Below are 19,217 nucleotides of genomic sequence, written 5' to 3'. Positions count from 1 at the left end.
ACGACCCCGCTCAGTCGAGGCAGAACTCGTTGCCCTCCGGGTCCTGCAGGACGATGTGGCCGGCCCCGAGCGGGGGTTCCGGGTCGAACCGGCGGACGCGGGTCGCACCGAGGCCGACGAGGCGGTCGCACTCGGCCTCCAGCGCGGCCATCCGGGCGTCGCCGTCCAGCCCGGGGGCGGCCCGGACGTCGAGGTGCACGCGGTTCTTGGCGACCTTGCCCTCCGGCACCTTCTGGAAGAACACCCGCGGGCCGTCGCCGTCCGGGTCCTCGATGGCGGAGCGCTCGTTGCGCTGGTCCTCCGGGACGCCCATCGAGTCGAGGAGCTCCTCCCACGCCGCGAGCGGGTCGGTGCCGTCCGGGACCGCCACGCCGGGCGGGCCGGGGTGGACGTACCCGAGCGCGTCCCGCCAGAACGTCGACAGGGCGCGCGGGTCGTGCGCGTCGAAGGTGACCTGGATCCGGCGGCTCATCGGCGGTCCCCGCTCACGCGTGCACGTGCTCGTGGGGGTGCACGTCCGGGTGGTCGTGCGGGTGGTCGTGGTCGTGGTCGTGGTCGTGCGGGTGGTCGTGGTCGTCCCCGAAGGCGTCGAGACCGAGCCGGGCACGGACCTCGGGCCGGCGCAGCGGCGGCACGGTGGCCGGCGGGCTGCGGCGCTCCGGCAGCTCCTCGAGCAGCCGGGTCACGACCGCCGCGATCTCCTCGACCGCGCGCTCCACGGGCCCCTCGGTGGCCGCGCTCGTCGCCTGCACGCCGCTGACCTTGCGGACGAACTGCCGCGCGGCCGCCTCGATCTCGTCTCCGGTCGCGGCGGGCTCGAGCCCGCGCAGCGTCGTGATGTTCCGGCACATCAGCCCTGCTCCTGTCCCGTGGCGACGATCTGCTGCACGGCCCAGCGGTTGCCGTCGGGGTCGGCGAAGAACAGGAACCGCCCCCACGCGAAGTCCTGCACCTCCCCGACGTCGAGGCCGCGGCCCGTCAGCTCGGCGCGGGCGGCCTCGATGTCGGAGACCACCAGCTGCAGCCCCTCCACCGAGCCGGGCGGCATCGTCGTCAGCCCGGTGCCGATCGCGATCGACGCCCCCGACCCCGGTGGCGTCAGCTGCACGAACCGGATGCCCCCACCGACCTCGTGGTCGTGGTCGAGCACGAAGCCGGCCCGCTGCGTGTAGAAGTCCTTGGCGCGGTCCACGTCCGAGACCGGCACCTGCACGAGCTCCAGTCGGAAGTCCATCTCCCGGACGGTACGCCCGCGGCGCGGCACGCCGGAAGGGCCCGGGACGCTTCGCGCGTCCCGGGCCCCCGGTGGAGCCGGCCGGTCCCCCTGCTCCCGGCCGCAGATCGGAGCGGGTCAGCCGACCTCGCCCTCGACCGCCTCGATCCAGGTGTTCTTGTTGTCGGCGCCGTACTGGTAGACGCCGATGAACGCGGACGACGGGTCGTTGTCCTCGTTGAACGGGCCGATGCCGGCCTGCCCGACGTAGGTGATGTCCTCGCCGGCGTCGAGCAGCTCGACGCAGTCCGCGAACGTGGTGCACTCCTCGCCGCCGTCGGCGCCGGAGACCGCGGCCAGGTTGGCCTGGATCGTCGGGCCGTCGGTCCCGCCGCCCTTGACCGCCGCGAGGGCCGCCAGGATGGTCGCGTCGTACGACTCGGGGCCGTACGCGTAGTCGGTGAGGTCCGCGTTGACGCCCTTCAGGCGCTCCTGGAAGTCGTCGCTCGGGAACGCGCCGGGGATCGTGCCCTGGGCACCCTCGAGCGTGCCCGGCTGGAAGTCGGCCGAGTAGTCGGCCGTGTTGCCGTCGACCATGTAGATCGTCGACGGGTCGACGCCGGCGGCGACGAGCTCGGGGATGATCTGCTTGGTCTGCTCGAAGGCCAGGACCACGACGGCGTCGGGGCTGGTCGCCATGAGGGCGGTGACGTCGGTCGCGAAGCTGCTCGCGGCCGGGTCGAACTCCTCGCCCTCGTTGCCGTAGACGACCGTGGCGCCCGCGTCCTCGACCGTGGTCTTGACGACGTCGCGCAGCGAGGTCCCGTAGTCGTCGTTGAACACGAGGATGCCGACGTTGGCCCGGCCGTCGCTGACGATCAGGTTGCCGAGCGCGGCGCCCTGCACGGTGTCCGGCGGGGCGGTGCGGAAGTAGAAGTCCGAGTAGCCGGACAGCGACGTCGCGGTGTTCGCCGGCGAGATCTGCACGACCTCGGCGCCGGTGATGTCGTCGATGACGTTGAGCGTCACGGACGACGACGCGGCACCGATGATGACCTGGACGTCCTGGGACAGCAGGTCGGTCACGGACTGCGTCGCGACCTCGGCGTGGTCGGCGTCGGAGGAGTCCGCGTGCACGACCTCGACGTCCTCGCCCAGCACGCCGCCGGCCTCGTTGATCTCCTCGACCGCGAGGTCGACGCCCGCGATCTCGGGCGGGCCGAGATAGGCCAGGGTGCCCGTCTGGGGCAGCAGGGTGCCGAGGATCAGCGGGCTGCTCGAGCCGCCGCCCGAGGTCTCCTCGCCGCCGGAACCACCGTCGTCACCGGCGCACGCGGTCAGCACGAGGGCGACGGCGCCGGCGAGGGCTGCGGCCTGGACGGCCTGTGTCGTACGAGTCATGCGGTGGTACTCCTGTCGATGAGTACTGCCGGCCGGGAGCCCCGGTCGGATGCCGGCGCCTTGCCCGTGCACCGGCGATTGCGCGTGAACGTATGCGTCCTGTGTGTCCACCGTGTGACATTCGCGTCTCATCGCGAGGTTGTTGCCGATTCGTGACTTTCCCGGCTCCCCCGCGTCATCACGGGGCAGGGCGCCCCAGACCGCACAGGCTCGCACGGCGGGGACGAGCCCGCACCCGCGTGGCCGGCGACGGCCGGACGACCGACCGACGACGGTCCCGGCGGCGCGGGGTCCGGACAGCACGAGGCCCGGCCCACCGGGTGGTGGACCGGGCCTCGGCGACGCCGGAGGGCGTCTGGGATCAGGCGGCGCCGCCGACCTGGTCGATCACGGCGTCCGCGACCTCGCGCATGGTGAGGCGGCGGTCCATCGACGTCTTCTGGATCCAGCGGAACGACTCCGGCTCCGACAGGCCCATCTTGGTCATGAGGAGGCCCTTGGCGCGGTCGACGCGCTTGCGGGTCTCGAAGCGCTCGGCGAGGTCGGCGACCTCGGACTCCAGCGCCGTGATCTGCGCGTAGCGGGAGATCGCGATCTCCACCGCCGGCAGCAGGTCGGACGGGCTGAACGGCTTGACGACGTACGCCATCGCGCCGGCGTCGCGGGCGCGCTCCACGAGCTCGGTCTGCGAGAACGCGGTGAGCAGCACGACCGGCGCCAGGTGGGCCTTGGCGATCCGCTCGGCGGCGGAGATGCCGTCCAGGACGGGCATCTTCACGTCCATGACGACGACGTCCGGCTTGAGCTCGGTGGCCAGGGCGACCGCCTGCTCGCCGTCGCCGGCCTCGCCCACGACGTCGAAGCCCGCCTCGCGGAGCGTCTCCACGACGTCCATGCGGATCAGGGCCTCGTCCTCCGCGACCACCGCGCGCCGGGCCGGCCTGGCACCCGGCTCCGGGGCCTTCTCGGCCGCACGGGCCTGCGGGATCTCGAGGTCGAGGGGGGTGTCGGCGGTCTGCGCCTCGTCGCTCGGCGTCGCGTCCTGGGTGCTCACGAGGAGTGATTCTAGGACCACGACCGCCGTGGTGGCGGATGCGGGGCCTGTGAACCTCGGCACGCCGACCACCTGGTCGGGATGTGCGGGCGGTCGCGACGGCGGCCGACGGCCGGATCCGCCCCTTCCGTCGTGTCGATCCCGGGGCGCATCGTTCGTGCAGAGGGTGAGCGCCGGCCACCCCGGCCGGCGCCAGCACCACGGAGGTGTGCCATGGAGCAGTACGTGCTGAACCTGTGGGAGCCCGTCGGCCCCCCGCCCCCGCCGGAGGCGCTGCAGCCGGTCATGGAGCGGGTGGGCGCCCTGGACCGCGAGATGCGGGACGCGGGCGTCTGGCTGTTCGCCGGCGGCCTGCACCAGCCGACCGCGTCGACGGTGCTGCGACCCGAGGGCGACCAGGTGCTCGTCACCGACGGTCCGTACCTGGAGGGCAAGGAGCACCTCGGCGGGTTCACCGTCATCCGGACCGCCGACCTGGACGGCGCGCTGGACTGGGGCCGTCGGCTCGCGGAGGCCGTCGGGCTCCCGGTCGAGGTGCGGCCCTTCCGGCACGGCGGCACGGACTGAGGCGTGCGGGGAGCCCGGCCCGCCGAGGTCGCGGGCGTGTTCCGTGCGGTGCACGGCCGCGCCGTCGCGACGCTGACCCGCGCCTACGGCGACCTGGACCTGGCGGAGGACGCGGTGCAGGACGCCTTCGTGGAGGCGCTGCGGCGGTGGTCGGCGGACGGGCTCCCCCCGGACCCGGCGGGCTGGATCGTCACGACCGCCCGCCGTCGCGCGCTCGACCGGCTCCGGCGCGAGGCGGTCGGGCGCGGCCGGCACCGCGAGGCGGCGCTGCTGCACGACCCGACCCCGGAGGAGGTGGACGCCATCGCCACCGCCGACGCCGTCCAGGACGACCGGCTGCGTCTGATCTTCACCTGCTGCCACCCGGCGCTGGCCCCGGCGGCGCAGGTGGCGCTGACGCTGCGCCTGCTCGGCGGGCTGACCACCGCCGAGATCGCCCGCGCGTTCCTGGTGCCCGAGGCGACGATGGCGCAGCGTCTGGTGCGGGCGAAGAGCAAGATCCGTGACGCGCACATCCCCTACCGCGTGCCGGACGGCGCCGAGCTGCCGGACCGGGTGCGCGCGGTCCTGGCCGTGGTCTACCTGGTGTTCTCCGAGGGGTACACGGCGTCGGGCGGCGCGGGGCTCGTGCGCGACGACCTGTGCGCCGAGGCGGTGCGGCTGGGCCGGCTCCTGCTGGAGCTGATGCCCGACGAGCCCGAGGTGCGCGGGCTGCTCGCCCTGATGCTGCTCACGCAGGCACGCCGCCCCGCCCGCACCTCGGCCGCCGGGGACCTCGTCCCGCTCGACGAGCAGGACCGCTCGCTCTGGGACCGCACGCAGGCCGACGAGGGGCGCGCGCTCGTGCGGGACTGCCTGCGCCGGGACCGGCCGGGGCCGTACCAGCTGCAGGCCGCGATCGCGGCGGTGCACAGCACCGCAGGCGGGGCCCGGGACACCGACTGGGTGCAGGTGCTGGCGCTGTACGACCACCTGATGGTGATCGCGCCCTCCCCCGTCGTCGCGCTGAACCGGGCCGTCGCGCTCGCCGAGGTGCACGGGCCCGGGGCGGCGCTGCCCGTGGTGGACGCCCTCGACCTGGACCGGCTGCACGTGCTGCACGCCGTGCGGGCGGACCTGCTGCGACGGCTCGGGCGGGACGGGGAGGCGGCGGACGCGTACGCCCGGGCGATCGCGGCGACGGGCAACCCGGCCGAGCAGGCGTTCCTCCGCCGGCGGCGGGACGCGCTGGGCGGCTGAGTCGCGCGGGCACGAGGCGCTCGGCCCGGGAGGACGGCGGAGGTGCCCCGAGTGGGATTCGAACCCACACTGGATCGGGTTTGAGCCGATTGCCTCTGCCGTTGGGCTATCGGGGCGCCGGACCAGGTTACCGGCGCGAGCCGTCCCGGGTGACGCCCCCCGGAGCGACGCCACCCGTGTGCGGGGTGGTGCCACTCAGCTCGTCACCGAGCACCACTCAGGCGCCCGCGCGCCGTGCTCCACTCCCGGGGTGCCGCGGCCGGGAGGGGTCCGCGGGACCGGCGGGGTCGGCAGGGCACTCCCGACCCCGCCACCGCCCCGCTGCGGTCAGGCCTGCTGCACGAGCGCGCCGTACCAGCCGAGCCCCTCGTAGGTCTCGTAGCCGGGCGTCGCGGCGAAGCCGACGGTGCGGTCCTCGTCGACGTACGACCCGGTCGCCTGGTCCCCCGTGCGCAGCAGCAGCCGCTCGGCGAGGACGCCCACGCCGTCCGAGGCGGCGAGCACCAGCCCGTCGCGGTCGAGGACCAGCACCCGCGTGCGGTCGCGCTCCGCGGGCTCGAGGCGCACGCCGTCGACGATGGCCTGCGCCTGGCGCTCCCAGTCGAAGAACACGCCGAGCGCCCCGATGGCGCGCCCGTCGGGGCGTCCGCCCTCGCGCACCGCGGTGGCGTAGGTGGCGGTCGGCGCGCCGAGCAGCGGGTCGCGGGCCACGTCGAGCGCGGCGTAGTCGTCGCCGGAGCGGGTGGCCATCGCGGCGCGGAACCAGGGCTGGTCGCGGACGTCGGCGCCGAGCACGCGGTCCCCGGCGCGGTCCGACGCGGCGCGGGCGACCACCCGTCCGTCGGCGTCGGCCAGCCAGAGGTCCAGGTACACCGTGTAGCTGCGCAGGATGGTCGCCAGCCGGCCACCCGCGTGCTGCGCCGCCGCCGGCTCCCCGGAGGTCAGCGCGTCGACGAGCGCGCCGTCGGTCGCCCACCACCGGACGTCGCAGGACCGTTCGTAGAGGTTGCGGTCCATCAGCTCGATGACGTTGAGCGCGAGGTCCGCGAGCCGCTGCCCGCGCACCCGGCCCACCAGCTGGTGCCCGAGCTCGGTCAGCTCGGCGATCCGCGGCTGCAGCTCGGAGGACAGCTCCTCGGACAGCGCGCGCGCCCGGTCCGCGATCTCACCGACCTCCCGCGCGACCACGGCGAAGCCCGCGCCCGCCTCGCCGACGCGTGCGGACTCGATGAGCGCGTTCAGCGCCAGCATCTTGGTGCTGCGGGCGACCTGCTCGATGCCCTGCAGCTTCTCGCCCGTGACACGCCCGACCTCGTCGGCCAGACGCACGACCCGTTCCGGCACGACGGCCTTCCCTCCAGGTATGCGGTTCCCTCACGCTCACCAGGCCTATCGACCGGCCGGGGCTTGCGTTGAGCCACGGCGGACGGGGGATCCGGTGGGGCCGGCGGGTGCCCCGGCGTAGATTCCGGTCGTGCCCGTCGCCCTGGACCCCGCCGCCCTCGTCGCGCTCGTCGGCCGGCTGCGCGCCGCCGGCTGCGTCTTCGCCGAGGAGGAGGCCGCCCTGCTCGTCGCGGAGGCCGCCGACCCCGCCGCGCTCGCCGCGATGACGGACCGCCGTGTCGGCGGGGAGCCGCTCGAGCAGGTGGTCGGCTGGGCGGAGTTCCGGGGCCTGCGGGTCGCCGTCGAGCCCGGGGTGTTCGTCCCGCGCGCCCGCACCGGGCTGCTGGTCCGGGAGGCGCTGGACGTCCTGCCGGACCGCGGCACGCTCGTCGACCTGTGCTGCGGGACGGGGGCGGTGGGACTGGCGCTGGTCACCGAGCGGCCGGGGACCGCGCTCTGGGCCGTCGACGTCGAGCAGGCGGCGGTGGCGTGCGCGCGGCGGAACCTCGGCGGGCTCGGCACGGTCCTCCTGGGCGACCTCGACGGGCCGCTGCCCGACGACCTGCGCGGGCGGGTGGACGTCGTGGTGGCGAACGCGCCGTACGTGCCCACGGCGGAGATCGCGCACATGCCGGCGGAGGCCCGGGACCACGAGCCGCGGACCGCGCTCGACGGCGGGGCCGACGGCGTCGAGCTGCACCGCCGGGTCGCCGCGGCCGCGCCCCGGTGGCTCGCGCCGGGCGGGCACCTGCTGATCGAGACCAGCGTCCGCCAGGCCGGGGCCACCGCGGCCGCGTGCGAGGGGCAGGGGCTCGCCGTGCGCGTGGTCCACGACGACGACCTGGACGGCACCGTCGTCGTCGCGCGGCGTCCGTCGAGGCCGCGTTCGTAGAGTGGACCCGCCGGGCCGCACGGGGCGCGCCCGCGGAGGGAGTCGACGGTGGGCCGGGCGCTGATCGTGGTGGACGTGCAGAACGACTTCTGCGAGGGCGGCGCCCTGGCCGTGGCGGGCGGAGCCGCGGTCGCCGAGCGCGTGAGCGAGCTGATCGCCCGGGCGGGCGACGGGTACGACGTGGTCGTCGCGACCGCCGACTGGCACGAGCCGCTGCCGCACGACAACGCCGGGCACTTCGCCGTCGGCGCGGACCCCGACTACGTGGCCACCTGGCCCGAGCACTGCGTGCGGGGCACCGCCGGCGCGGCGTACCACCCCGCGCTGCGGCTGCCGGCCGGCACGGTGCACGTCCGCAAGGGCCAAGGCCGCCAGGACTACTCGGGGTTCGCGGGTGAGGTCACGCCGCTCGGGGCCGGCGCCCGGGCCGAGACCGGTGCGCAGGGCGACGCCGCACCGGAGGGCCTCGCCGACGCGCTGCGGGGGGCCCGGGTCGACGGCGTGGACGTCGTGGGCCTGGCGACCGACCACTGCGTCACCGCGACCGCCCTCGACGCGCTGGACGCGGGCTTCGACGTGCGGGTGCTCACCGACCTGACGGCGGGCGTCGGGGTCCGGACCACGATCGACGCGCTGACCCGCCTCTCGGCGCGCGGCGTGACCCTGACGACGTCGGACGCGCGCTAGCTGTAGTTCCTCGGGACGTTGTGATCAGCGTGGTCCGGGACAGATGACGAGGACCTCCGGTATTCAAGGGGTTACCACACCGTCCTCGAACACCCGGAGGTCCTCGTGACCCACGCTAACGCCCCGTTGACACCGACCGGCAGGCTCCGGCTCGCGCGCGTCGTGGTCGAGGACGGCTGGTCCGTGCGCCGCGCCGCCGAGCGGTTCCAGTGCTCACCGGCCACGGCCGCGAAGTGGGCCAGGCGGTATCGCGCCGGTGAGCCGTTGACCGACCGGTCCTCGCGCCCGCGGCGCTCGCCCGGGCGCTGCCCGCGCCGCACCGAGCGGCGGATCATCGCGCTGCGGTTCACCCGCCGGTGGGGGCCACACCGCATCGGCTACCACCTGGGCGTCCCGCGGGCGACGGTCGGGCGGGTCCTGGCCCGCTACCGGATGCCGCACCTGGCGCACCTGGACCAGGCCACCGGCCTACCGGTGCGCCGACCAGCACCGGTCCGCTACGAGGCCGCCGCGCCCGGTGACCTGGTGCACGTCGACATCAAGAAGCTCGGACGCATCCCCGACGGCGGCGGCTGGCGCGCCCACGGACGCGGCTCGGCCCAAGACCGCGCCGCCGGCGTGACCCGTGACCGGGCTGCGCGCGCCGGGGCGAAGGGCTCACGCGGCTACCGGTTCCTGCACCACGCGGTCGACGACCACTCCCGCCTGGCCTACTCCGAGATCCTGGACGATGAGCGCAAGGACACCGCCGCTGCGTTCTGGACCCGAGCCCGCGCGCACTTCGCGGGCATCGGGATCCAGGTCACCGCGGTCATCACCGACAACGGCGCCTGCTACCGGTCCCGGGACTTCGCCGCCGCCCTCGGCGAGGCCAAGCACCGACGGACCCGCCCCTACCGACCGCAGACGAACGGCAAGGTCGAACGGTTCAACCGCACCCTGGCAACCGAGTGGGCCTACGCCGCGACCTACGCCTCGGACGAGGCACGCACCGCGACCTACGAGACTTGGCTGCACGACTACAACCACCACCGACCCCACACCGGCATCGGCGGCGCCGTCCCCGCAGACCGCGTTCACAACCTCACGGCGAACTACAGCTAGCGCTCAGCCCTGGTCCGCCCGCTCAGCCCTGGTCCGCCCGGAGCACCCCGCCCTCGCGGAAGGTGTCGGCGATCTGCTGCGCCTGCGCGGAGACCAGGCGGCGGTACACGTCGTACGCGGCGTCCACGCGGTGCGGCAGCTCGCCACGGGACCGGGCGAGCTGCCAGTCGCGCTTCGCTGCCGCGATGTCTGCGTTGGTGATGACCACCCGCGCCTCGTCCTCGTCCGCCATACCGATGAGCATGAGTCCGATTTGCCCGTTATGCGATAGTCCAGAGGGGTGAACGGGCTGCTGGCAGCGGGTGAACTGCGGGGATACCCGGCCCGGCCGCCGCCCGGCCTCGCGTCCCGTCACCCGGACGGCCCTGCCCGCGGACCACTCACCCCGTCCCGCCGCGGCCGGTACGGGGGTCCGCCGTGTGACGCACGTGCACCCGCTTTCGTCGGGCGACCCGTGAGCACCCCTGGCACGCTGTGCGCAGTGGGGCGCCACCGCGCCCCGGCACCCACCCGGTCACCGACCGACCCCGGAGGACTGACGCGCATGAGGATCTGGCCCGGACGCCCCTACCCCCTGGGTGCGACGTACGACGGCAGCGGCACGAACTTCGCGCTGTTCTCGGGCGTCGCCGAGCGGGTGGAGCTCTGCCTGTTCGACGAGGCGGGCGACGAGACGCGGGTGGACCTGCCCGAGGTCGACGCGTTCGTCTGGCACGGCTACGTCCCCGCCCTCCAGCCCGGCCAGCGGTACGGCTACCGGGTGCACGGCCCGTACGACCCCGAGCAGGGGCACCGGTGCGACCCGTCGAAGCTGCTGCTGGACCCCTACGCCAAGGCGATCGACGGGCAGATCGACGGCGACCCGTCGTTGTACTCGTACACCTTCGGCGCCGAGGACGAGCGGAACGAGGACGACTCCGCCGCGCACACGATGAAGTCCGTCGTGGTCAACCCGTACTTCGACTGGGGCCACGACCGCCCGCCGCAGCACGAGTACCACGACTCGGTCATCTACGAGGCGCACGTGCGCGGCCTGACCCGCCTGCACCCCGCGGTGCCCGAGGAGATGCGGGGCACCTACTCGGCGCTCGCGCACCCGGCGGTGATCGAGCACCTCAGCAGCCTGGGCGTGACGGCCGTCGAGCTGATGCCGGTGCACCAGTTCGTCAACGACCCCTCCCTGCAGGAGAAGGGGCTGTCGAACTACTGGGGCTACAACACGATCGGGTTCTTCGCGCCGCACAACGCCTACGCCGCCTTCGGCAGCACCGGCCAGCAGGTGCAGGAGTTCAAGGCCATGGTGAAGGCGCTGCACGCCGCCGACATCGAGGTCATCCTCGACGTGGTCTACAACCACACCGCCGAGGGCAACCACCTCGGCCCGACGATGAGCTTCCGCGGCATCGACAACGCGTCGTACTACCGGCTCGTCGACGACGACCTGGCGCACTACTTCGACACCACCGGCACGGGCAACTCGCTGCTCATGCGGTCCCCGCACGTGCTGCAGCTGATCATGGACTCGCTGCGCTACTGGGTGCAGGACATGCACGTCGACGGGTTCCGGTTCGACCTCGCCGCCACGCTGGCCCGCCAGTTCCACGAGGTCGACCGCCTGTCGGCGTTCTTCGACATCGTGCAGCAGGACCCGATCATCTCCCAGGTGAAGCTGATCGCGGAGCCCTGGGACCTGGGCGACGGCGGCTACCAGGTCGGCGGCTTCCCGCCCCTGTGGTCGGAGTGGAACGGCCAGTACCGGGACACCGTCCGCGACTTCTGGCGCGGCGAGCCCTCCACGCTGGCGGAGTTCGCCAGCCGGCTGTCCGGCTCCTCGGACCTGTACGAGCACACCGGGCGCCGGCCCATCGCGAGCGTCAACTTCGTCACCGCGCACGACGGCTTCACGCTCGCCGACCTCACCGCGTACAACGAGAAGCACAACGAGGCGAACGGCGAGGACAACCGGGACGGGGAGAGCCACAACCGGTCCTGGAACGGCGGCGTCGAGGGCCCGACGGACGACCCGGAGATCAACGACCTGCGCGGCCGGCAGCGGCGCAACTTCCTCACCACGCTGCTGCTCTCGCAGGGCGTGCCGATGATCGCCCACGGCGACGAGCTGGGCCGCACCCAGCAGGGCAACAACAACGTCTACTGCCAGGACGACGAGCTGTCCTGGGTCGACTGGGACCTGGACGAGCCGAGCACCGAGCTGCTGGAGTTCGCCCGGCAGGTCGTGCACCTGCGCCGCGAGCACCCGGTGTTCCGGCGCCGCCGGTTCTTCGCGGGCGCCCCCGAGCGCGGCGGCGAGTCGGACCTGCGCGACATCGCGTGGATGTCCCCCGCGGGCACCCACATGTCCGACGCGCAGTGGCAGGAGGAGTTCGCCCGCTCCGTGATGGTCTTCCTCAACGGCGACGCGATCGCCGAGCCGGACCTGCGCGGCGAGGAGATCGTCGACGACTCGTTCCTCGTGCTGTTCAACGCCCAGCCGGAGTCGACGACGTTCACGCTGCCCGACGCGGAGTACGGCGAGACCTGGACGGTGGCGCTCGACACGGACCACCAGCTCGCGCCCGGCGACGAGCTGAAGCACGGCACCCAGGTCGAGCTGGTGCACCGCTCGACCGTCGTGCTCCGGCGGCCGCCGGTCCAGGAGATCGACCCCGTGACGCAGGCGCCGGCGACCACCTCGCTCGCGTCCGGCGCGCCGTCGACGGCGTCCACGGACGTGCCCTCGCACCTCAAGGGCACGACCCCCGAGGCGCCGGCCGGTGACCAGCCCGCCGCGCCGCGACGGAAGAAGTGAGCGTCGACCGCGGGACCGAGACCCGCACGCCCCCGCGCCGGCTGCCCGCACCGGACCGCCCGGTGCCGACGTCGACGTACCGGGTGCAGCTCGGCGCCGACCTGACGCTGGACGACGTCGCCGACCGGGTGCCGTACCTGGCCGGGCTCGGCGTCACCCACGTGTACCTGTCGCCCGTCCTCACCGCGGCACCCGGCTCCACGCACGGGTACGACGTCGTGGACCACGACGAGATCTCGCCGGTCCTCGGCGGCGAGCCGGCCCTGCGCCGGCTCGCCGACCGGGCGCACGCCGCCGGCCTCGGCCTGGTGCTCGACATCGTGCCCAACCACATGGCCGTGCCGACGCCCGCCTGGCACAACAAGGCCCTGTGGTCCGTGCTGGCCGAGGGCCCCGAGTCGCCGTACGCGTCCTGGTTCGACGTCGACTGGTCCGCGGGCGCGGGCGACGTGCTCATGCCGGTCCTCGGCGACCGGATCGGCACCGTGCTGGCGTCGGGCGAGCTGCACCTCGAGCACGAGGTGGTCCCCGGGCAGGGCGACGAGCCGCAGCCCGTGCTCCGGTACTACGACCACGCGTTCCCGGTCCGCCCGGGCACCGAGGCGCTGCCGCTGGCCGAGCTGCTGGAGCGGCAGCACTACCGCCTCGCCTACTGGCGGGTCGCGGACGAGGAGCTGAACTACCGCCGGTTCTTCGACGTCGGCACGCTCGCCGCCGTCCGGGTCGAGGACCCGGACGTCTTCGACGCGACGCACGCCCTGGTGCTGCGGCTGCTCGACGAGGGCGTGCTCGACGGCCTGCGCATCGACCACCCGGACGGCCTGGCCGACCCCGGCGGCTACCTCGAGCGGCTGCGGGAGCGGTCCGGCGGCGCCTGGGTCGTGGTCGAGAAGATCCTGCAGGGCGACGAGGAGCTGCCCGCCGACTGGGACACCGCCGGCACCACCGGGTACGAGGCCCTCTGGCGGATCCAGCAGACGTTCGTCGACCCGGGCGGCGCCGCGCGGCTCGGCGCCCTGATGCACCGGCTGACCGGAGAGTCCTCGGACGCGTTGCCCGAGCTGGTCGACACCGCGAAGCGCGAGATCGTCGACCGCGCCCTCTACGCCGAGGTGTACCGGCTGACCGAGCTGGCCGCCGAGGTGTGCCGCGACGACCTGCGGCTGCGCGACCACACGTGGCGCTCGCTGCACGACTGCCTGGTCGAGCTGCTGGTCGCGATGGACCGGTACCGCGCCTACGTCGTGCCCGGCCGCACCCCGCACCCCACGGACGTCGAGGTGCTGGAGCACGCCGCCCGCCTCGCCCGCGAGCGCCTGTCGCCCGAGCGCGCCGAGACCATGGACGTGGTCGTCGACCTGCTGCTCGGCCGGGAGGTCGGCAGCGCGGGCCGGACCCGGGACCCGCGCCGCGACGAGCTGGTCGTGCGGTTCCAGCAGACGTGCGGCGCGGTGATGGCCAAGGGCGTCGAGGACACGGCGTTCTACCGGTGGACCCACCTGGTCGCCCTGACCGAGGTCGGCGGGGAGCCCGAGCGGTTCTCCCTGTCCCCCACCGAGCTGCTCGCGTGGGCCGTCCGGGCGCAGCACCAGACCCCGCTCGGCATGACGACCCTGTCCACCCACGACACGAAGCGCAGCGAGGACGTCCGGGCCCGGCTCGGCGTGCTGTCCGAGCTGCCCGTGGAGTGGGCCGAGCTGGTGGAGCGCCTGCGCGCGGCGTCCGCGCCGTACCGGAGCGCCCTGCTGGACGGCCGCACCGAGAACCTGCTCTGGCAGACGCTGGCCGGTACCTGGACCGCCGAGGGGCCGATCTCCGCCGACCGCCTCACCGAGTACCTGACCAAGGCGGTGCGCGAGGCGAAGGCCCGCACGTCCTGGACCAGCCCCGACGAGGCCTACGAGCGGGCGGTGCTGGACGTCGCCACGCAGGCGCTGGCCGACGAGCGCGTGGGTGCCCTCCTGGCCGACTGGGAGCACCGCACCCGCGAGCCCGTCCGCGCCGCCACGCTGGGGCAGAAGCTGGTCCAGCTGACGCTGCCGGGCGTCGCGGACGTCTACCAGGGCACCGAGGTCCCCGCCGTCGCGCTGGTCGACCCCGACAACCGGCGGCCCGTGGACACCGACGCGCTGGCCGCCCGGCTGGCGCGGCTCGACGAGGGCGCCGGCCCGCGCGACCTCGCCGACGAGAAGCTGCTCGTCACCTCCCGTGCCCTGCGGCTGCGCCGGGACCTGCCCGAGGCGTTCGTCGGCCCGGGCGCCGGGATCACGGCGCTGCCGCACTCCTCGGGGCACGTCCTGACCTACGCCCGCACCGCCGAGGGCGAGCCGCGCGTCGCCGTCGTCGCCACCCGGCTGGCCGCCATGGTCGACCGGCTCGGCGGGTGGGCCGACCACACGGTCGCGCTGCCCGAGGGCGAGTGGCACGACGTGCTCGCCGACCGCCGCGTCGACGGCGGCGTCCAGCCCCTGGCGGCCCTGCTGGACCGCCTGCCCGTGGCCCTGCTCGTGAAGAGGTCCGACGCATGACCCACCCGATCGCCCCCGGCTCCGTCTGGGCGCCGCGCGCCGGCGCCGTGACCCTGCACCTCCCCGCCGCCGACGACGCGGGGGTGGTCGACGTCCCGCTGCACCCCGCGGGCGACGGTTGGTGGACGCCCGACCGCGACCTGCCGCACGGCACGGACTACGCGTTCTCGCTGGACGGCGGGGACCCGCGTCCGGACCCGCGCAGCCCGTGGCAGCCCGCCGGCGTGCACGGCGCGAGCCGCGTGTTCGACGCCTCCCGCCACGCCTGGTCGGACGACGGCTGGTCCGGGCGGGACGTCCGCGGCGCCGTCGTCTACGAGCTGCACGTCGGCACGTTCACGCCGTCGGGCACCCTGGACGCCGCCGCCGAGCGGCTGGACCACCTCGCGGCGCTGGGCGTCGGGGTCGTCGAGCTGCTGCCGGTCGCCCCGTTCAACGGGGTGCACGGCTGGGGCTACGACGGCGTCGGCCTGTACGGGGTGCACGAGCCCTACGGCGGGCCGGCCGCGCTGCAGCGGTTCGTCGACGCCGCGCACGCCGCCGGGATCGCCGTGTGCCTCGACGTGGTGCACAACCACCTGGGGCCGTCCGGCAACTACCTGGGCGAGTTCGGGCCGTACTTCACGGACGCGCACCACACCCCGTGGGGTGCCGCGATCAACCTCGACGGCGAGGGCGCGGAGCACGTGCGCCGCTGGATCCTCGACAGCGCCCTGCGCTGGCTGCGGGACTTCCACGTCGACGCCCTGCGCCTGGACGCCGTGCACGCCCTCGTCGACGACTCGCCGCGGCACGTGCTCGCGCAGCTGTCCGACGAGGTCGCCGCGCTGTCCGCCGAGCTGGGCCGCCCGCTTTCGCTCATCGCCGAGGTGGACCTGAACGACCCCGTGAGCGTCACCCCGACCGCCGACGGCGGCTGGGGCATGACGGCCCAGTGGGCCGACGACGTGCACCACGCGCTGCACGCGCTGCTGACGGGCGAGCGGCACGGCTACTACGTGGACTTCGGTGCACCGCAGACGCTCCGCAAGGCGATGCGCGACGTGTTCGTGCACGACGGCGGGTACTCGACCTTCCGCGAGCAGGACTGGGGGGTGCCCGTGCCGCCCGAGGTCGACGGGCACCGGTTCGTCGTGTTCGGCTCCGACCACGACCAGGTCGGCAACCGCGCGCTCGGGGACCGGCCGTCCGCCGTCCTGGACGACGGCGCGCTCGCCGCCGAGGCCGCCCTGGTGCTGCTGTCCCCGTTCACGCCGATGCTCTTCATGGGCGAGGAGTGGGCCGCCCGGACCCCGTGGATGTACGTCACCGACCACCCCGAGCCCGAGCTCGCGCAGGCCGTCCGCGAAGGCCGCGCGCGGGAGTTCGGCGGGCACGGCTGGGCCGCGATGTACGGCGAGGACGCCGAGACGTTCCACGTCCCCGACCCGCAGGACCCCGCGACGTTCGCCGCCGGCCTGCTGGACTGGACCGAGCCGGAGCTGCCGGGGCACGCCCGGATGCTCGACTGGTACCGGGCGCTCGTCGCCCTGCGCGACGCCGTGCCGGACCTCGCGTCCGGCGACCGGCGGGTCACGGACCTCACGTGGGCGCCCGTCGACGCGCCGGCCGAGGGCCCGTGGGCGGACTGGCTGGTGCTGCACCGCGGTGCCGCCCGCGTCGTGGTCAACCTGGCCGACGCGGAGCGCACCGTGCCGCTGGGGTCGGGCGACACCCTCGAGGTGCGGGCGGCGTGGACCCAGGCCCGCGTGCTGCCCGCCGGCGACGACGGCGAGGCGCACGTCGTCCTGGCCGCGCGCTCGGTGGCGGTGCTCGCGTAGCACCCGCCGGCTCAGTTGGAAGGTCCGGACCGACACGCCGACGGCGTGTCGGTCCGGACCTTCCACCGCACGGGGTCAGGCGCGCGCGCGGCCGCGCTCGGCCAGGGAGCCCAGGCGGGAGAGCGCGCGGAAGTACTTCTTGCGGTAGCCGCCGGAGAGCATCTGCTCCGTGAACAGCCCGGACTCACCCGCGCCGCCGAGCAGCACCGGGACGTCGCGGTCGTACAGCCGGTCCACCAGCACGACCAGCCGCAGCGCCACGTCCTGGTCGGGCACCGGCCCGACGCCGGTGAGCCCGACCAGGTCGACGCCGTCCAGCAGCGCGCCGTACCGCGAGGGGTGCACCGTCGCGAGGTGCGCGAGCAGCCCGGCGAAGTCGTCCAGCGTCGCGCCGGCCACCCCGTCGACCGCGGCCCGCACCGCGTCGTCCGCGAGCCCGGGCGCGTCCGTCACGGCCTCGCGCCGCCGGTAGTCCTGGCCGTCGATGCGCAGCACCTCGAACCGGTCCGACAGGTCCTGGATCTCGCGCAGGAAGTCGTCGGCCGCGAACCGGCCCTCGCCGAGCGACTCCGGCAGCGTGTTGGACGTGGCCGCGAGCGCCACCCCGCGGTCGGTCAGCTCCCGCAGCAGCCGCGACATCAGCACGGTGTCGCCCGGGTCGTCGAGCTCGAACTCGTCGATGCACACCAGCCGGCGGGTGGCGAGGGCGTCGACGGTCGGGCGGAACCCCAGCGCGCCGACCAGGTTCGTGTACTCGACGAAGGTGCCGTACGCGGACGCCTCCGGGCCGAGCGCCGTCGCGAGGGAGGCGAGCAGGTGGGTCTTGCCGACGCCGAACCCGCCGTCCAGGTACACCGCCGGCACCGGCGCGGGCCGGCGGCGGAACCAGCGCAGCCCGCCGCCGGACGACCCGCGCTGCAGCTCGGCCGCGACGTCGCGCAGCCGCGCCACCGCGGCGGCCTGGCTCGGGTACTGCGGGTCGGGGCGGTAGGTGTCGAACGACTCGTCCGCGAAGTGCCGGGGCGGGACGCGCTCGGCCAGCAGCCGGTCGGGCGCCACCTCGGGGCGCCGGGCGGTGAGGCTGGCCGTCGTCGGGGTGGCGGGGCTGGGGGTCACGGCCGCACAGCCTAGGCCGGGCCGCGCACGGAGGCGAGGCGGGTCCGCCGACTAGCCTGACCGCATGCCCCGCGAGCTCCCGCCCCTGGACGTGCTGCTGCCCCTCGACCGCGCCGGCGTCACGCTGGCACCGGAGCCGGGCGAGCCGGTGCTGCACGAGCTGTACGCGCACCCCGCCCCCGCGCCGGGGCGCGCGGCCGCGGTGCGGGCCAACATGATCGCCACGCTGGACGGCGCCGCGCAGGGCCCGGACGGCCGGTCCCGCAGCATCAACGGCCCCGCCGACTGGCGGGTGTTCCGGGTGATGCGGGCGGTCGCCGACGTCGTGCTGGTCGGGGCCGGCACCGCGCGCGCCGAGGGCTACACGCCGCTCGCCGTCCCGGCCGACCTGCGGGACGCGCGCGCCGCCCGGGGTCAGGCGCCGGACCTCGAGCTCGCGCTGGTCACCGTGTCGGGCGACCTGCCGCCGGGGCTGCGCGGCACCGACCGGCCGCCGTACGTCGTCACGTCCAGCGCCTGCCCGCGCCTGGCCGAGCTCCGCGCCGAGCTCGGCGAGGACCGCGTGCTCGTGACCGGCGGGGCGACCGTCGACCTGCCGGCGGCGCTCGCCGCGCTCGCCGCCCGCGGGCTCGCCCGGGTGCTCGCCGAGGGCGGTCCGCGGCTGCTCACCGACCTGGTGCAGGCGGACCTGGTCGACGAGCTGTGCCTCACCACCAGCCCGCTGGTGGTGGGCGGTCCGGCCCTGCGCGCGGTGCAGGGCCCGGGCTGGATCGGACCGGTGCCCGCACGCGCCGCGCACCTGCTGCACCACGCGGGCATGCTGCTCGGCCGGTGGCAGCTCCCCCACCGCGTGAGCAGCGCCGACGCCCGCTAGGGTCGATCCGTGACCGACACGATCCTGGTCCTCACGGAGGACACCCTGGCCTCGGCCGACGTCTCGCACATCGTCGCCCTGCACGACGGCGAGACGCTGGAGTACCGCGTGCTCGTCCCCGCCGACACCGAGCGCAACGTGCTCGTGTCGCTGGTCGACCAGCTCAGCTTCGGCGAGCTCCGCGAGGCGCTCGACACCGTCCTGGGCCGCGAGCCCGAGGCGTCCGAGGCGACGGCCGACGCCGCCGAGCAGCTCGCCGAGAGCCTCGCCGCGTTCGCGGAGGCCGGCGTCACCGCCACCGGCACCGTCGTCGACGACGACCCGCTGCCCGCGCTGCGCGCCGCCGTCGCGTCCGAGGGTGCCCGCGAGGTCGTGGTCGTGACCTACCCGCACGCCCTCGAGGACACGTTCCACCGGGACTGGGCGTCCCGCGCCCGCGACGAGCTGCAGGTCCCCGTGCTGCACCTCTACTCGGGCACGTCCGAGCTGGGCTGACGCCGCGCAGCACGACGGCCGCCGCTCCCGGGCAG

General features: G+C 75.0%; 18 protein-coding genes and 1 tRNA gene. 10 read left to right on the top strand and 9 right to left on the bottom strand.

The window, feature by feature from the left end:
- Window positions 1–10: 10 nt before the first annotated feature.
- The 5 genes from ACWPWW_RS00710 to ACWPWW_RS00690 all read right to left on the bottom strand — a co-directional run bounded on the left by ACWPWW_RS00710 (window position 11) and on the right by ACWPWW_RS00690 (window position 3,602).
- Entirely contained in the window at window positions 11–472 is a 462-nt protein-coding gene (locus ACWPWW_RS00710; protein ID WP_454048433.1) for a VOC family protein, read from the bottom strand.
- Window positions 473–485: 13 nt separating this feature from the next.
- A complete protein-coding gene (locus ACWPWW_RS00705) occupies window positions 486–851 on the bottom strand; it encodes a DUF2277 domain-containing protein (protein ID WP_454048432.1) in 366 nt (121 codons plus the stop codon).
- Complete coding sequence (locus tag ACWPWW_RS00700; RefSeq protein ID WP_454048431.1) at window positions 851–1,234, bottom strand: VOC family protein; 384 nt, start codon at window positions 1,232–1,234, stop codon at window positions 851–853. The genes ACWPWW_RS00705 and ACWPWW_RS00700 overlap by 1 nt, the downstream gene beginning before the upstream one ends.
- Before the next feature lie 117 nt (window positions 1,235–1,351).
- On the bottom strand, window positions 1,352–2,614 hold the full coding sequence (locus ACWPWW_RS00695; protein ID WP_454048430.1) for an ABC transporter substrate-binding protein: 1,263 nt from the start codon (window positions 2,612–2,614) through the stop codon (window positions 1,352–1,354).
- Window positions 2,615–2,975: 361 nt separating this feature from the next.
- Entirely contained in the window at window positions 2,976–3,602 is a 627-nt protein-coding gene (locus tag ACWPWW_RS00690) for an ANTAR domain-containing response regulator (protein WP_454050368.1), read from the bottom strand.
- 279 nt (window positions 3,603–3,881) lie between these two features.
- On the opposite strand from ACWPWW_RS00690, the gene ACWPWW_RS00685 reads away from it, so the two are divergent.
- The gene (locus ACWPWW_RS00685) at window positions 3,882–4,235 is read left to right on the top strand and encodes a YciI family protein (protein ID WP_454048429.1); all 354 of its coding nucleotides are present in this window, start codon (window positions 3,882–3,884) and stop codon (window positions 4,233–4,235) included.
- 3 nt (window positions 4,236–4,238) lie between these two features.
- Entirely contained in the window at window positions 4,239–5,474 is a 1,236-nt protein-coding gene (locus tag ACWPWW_RS00680; RefSeq protein ID WP_454048428.1) for an RNA polymerase sigma factor, read from the top strand.
- A 43-nt stretch (window positions 5,475–5,517) separates the two neighbouring features.
- Here the strand turns inward: ACWPWW_RS00680 and ACWPWW_RS00675 are convergent.
- Together ACWPWW_RS00675 and ACWPWW_RS00670 are read right to left on the bottom strand one after the other, a co-directional pair.
- Window positions 5,518–5,590: transfer RNA gene (locus tag ACWPWW_RS00675), tRNA-Leu, on the bottom strand.
- A 211-nt stretch (window positions 5,591–5,801) separates the two neighbouring features.
- Complete coding sequence (locus ACWPWW_RS00670) at window positions 5,802–6,818, bottom strand: methyl-accepting chemotaxis protein (protein ID WP_454048427.1); 1,017 nt, start codon at window positions 6,816–6,818, stop codon at window positions 5,802–5,804.
- A 130-nt stretch (window positions 6,819–6,948) separates the two neighbouring features.
- Between ACWPWW_RS00670 and ACWPWW_RS00665 the strand changes: the two genes are divergently transcribed.
- The 3 genes from ACWPWW_RS00665 (at window position 6,949) to ACWPWW_RS00655 (ending at window position 9,540) form a co-directional block, all read left to right on the top strand.
- Window positions 6,949–7,749 carry a putative protein N(5)-glutamine methyltransferase gene (locus tag ACWPWW_RS00665; protein WP_454048426.1) on the top strand — a complete coding sequence of 267 codons (801 nt, stop codon included), beginning with the start codon at window positions 6,949–6,951 and terminating at the stop codon, window positions 7,747–7,749.
- A gap of 48 nt (window positions 7,750–7,797) precedes the next feature.
- Window positions 7,798–8,436, top strand: a complete 639-nt coding sequence (locus ACWPWW_RS00660) for an isochorismatase family protein (protein ID WP_454048425.1) — start codon at window positions 7,798–7,800, stop codon at window positions 8,434–8,436.
- 105 nt (window positions 8,437–8,541) lie between these two features.
- Complete coding sequence (locus ACWPWW_RS00655; protein ID WP_454048424.1) at window positions 8,542–9,540, top strand: IS481 family transposase; 999 nt, start codon at window positions 8,542–8,544, stop codon at window positions 9,538–9,540.
- Window positions 9,541–9,562: 22 nt separating this feature from the next.
- Here ACWPWW_RS00655 and ACWPWW_RS00650 read toward each other — a convergent pair whose 3' ends face one another.
- On the bottom strand, window positions 9,563–9,772 hold the full coding sequence (locus tag ACWPWW_RS00650) for a hypothetical protein (protein ID WP_454048423.1): 210 nt from the start codon (window positions 9,770–9,772) through the stop codon (window positions 9,563–9,565).
- A 312-nt stretch (window positions 9,773–10,084) separates the two neighbouring features.
- On the opposite strand from ACWPWW_RS00650, the gene glgX reads away from it, so the two are divergent.
- Genes glgX through treZ form a run of 3 tightly spaced genes read left to right on the top strand, consistent with a single transcriptional unit; the run spans window position 10,085 to window position 16,697 of the window.
- Complete coding sequence (gene glgX / locus ACWPWW_RS00645; RefSeq protein ID WP_454048422.1) at window positions 10,085–12,349, top strand: glycogen debranching protein GlgX; 2,265 nt, start codon at window positions 10,085–10,087, stop codon at window positions 12,347–12,349.
- A complete protein-coding gene (treY, locus tag ACWPWW_RS00640) occupies window positions 12,346–14,877 on the top strand; it encodes a malto-oligosyltrehalose synthase (protein WP_454048421.1) in 2,532 nt (843 codons plus the stop codon). The genes glgX and treY overlap by 4 nt, the downstream gene beginning before the upstream one ends.
- Entirely contained in the window at window positions 14,874–16,697 is a 1,824-nt protein-coding gene (gene treZ / locus ACWPWW_RS00635) for a malto-oligosyltrehalose trehalohydrolase (protein ID WP_454048420.1), read from the top strand. Before treY ends, treZ begins: the two co-directional genes overlap by 4 nt.
- 75 nt (window positions 16,698–16,772) lie before the next feature.
- Here treZ and zapE read toward each other — a convergent pair whose 3' ends face one another.
- Entirely contained in the window at window positions 16,773–17,813 is a 1,041-nt protein-coding gene (zapE, locus tag ACWPWW_RS00630) for a cell division protein ZapE (protein WP_454048419.1), read from the bottom strand.
- A 64-nt stretch (window positions 17,814–17,877) separates the two neighbouring features.
- Here zapE and ACWPWW_RS00625 point away from each other — a divergent pair, with 64 nt between their 5' ends.
- Window positions 17,878–18,687, top strand: coding sequence for a dihydrofolate reductase family protein (locus tag ACWPWW_RS00625; protein WP_454048418.1), 810 nt, complete (start codon window positions 17,878–17,880; stop codon window positions 18,685–18,687).
- A 9-nt stretch (window positions 18,688–18,696) separates the two neighbouring features.
- On the top strand, window positions 18,697–19,182 hold the full coding sequence (locus ACWPWW_RS00620) for a hypothetical protein (RefSeq protein ID WP_454048417.1): 486 nt from the start codon (window positions 18,697–18,699) through the stop codon (window positions 19,180–19,182).
- The last annotated feature ends 35 nt before the right edge of the window (window positions 19,183–19,217 follow it).

Source organism: Cellulomonas sp. Marseille-Q8402 (assembly GCF_965119525.1).
This window is presented reverse-complemented; position numbering and strand designations above follow the sequence as displayed.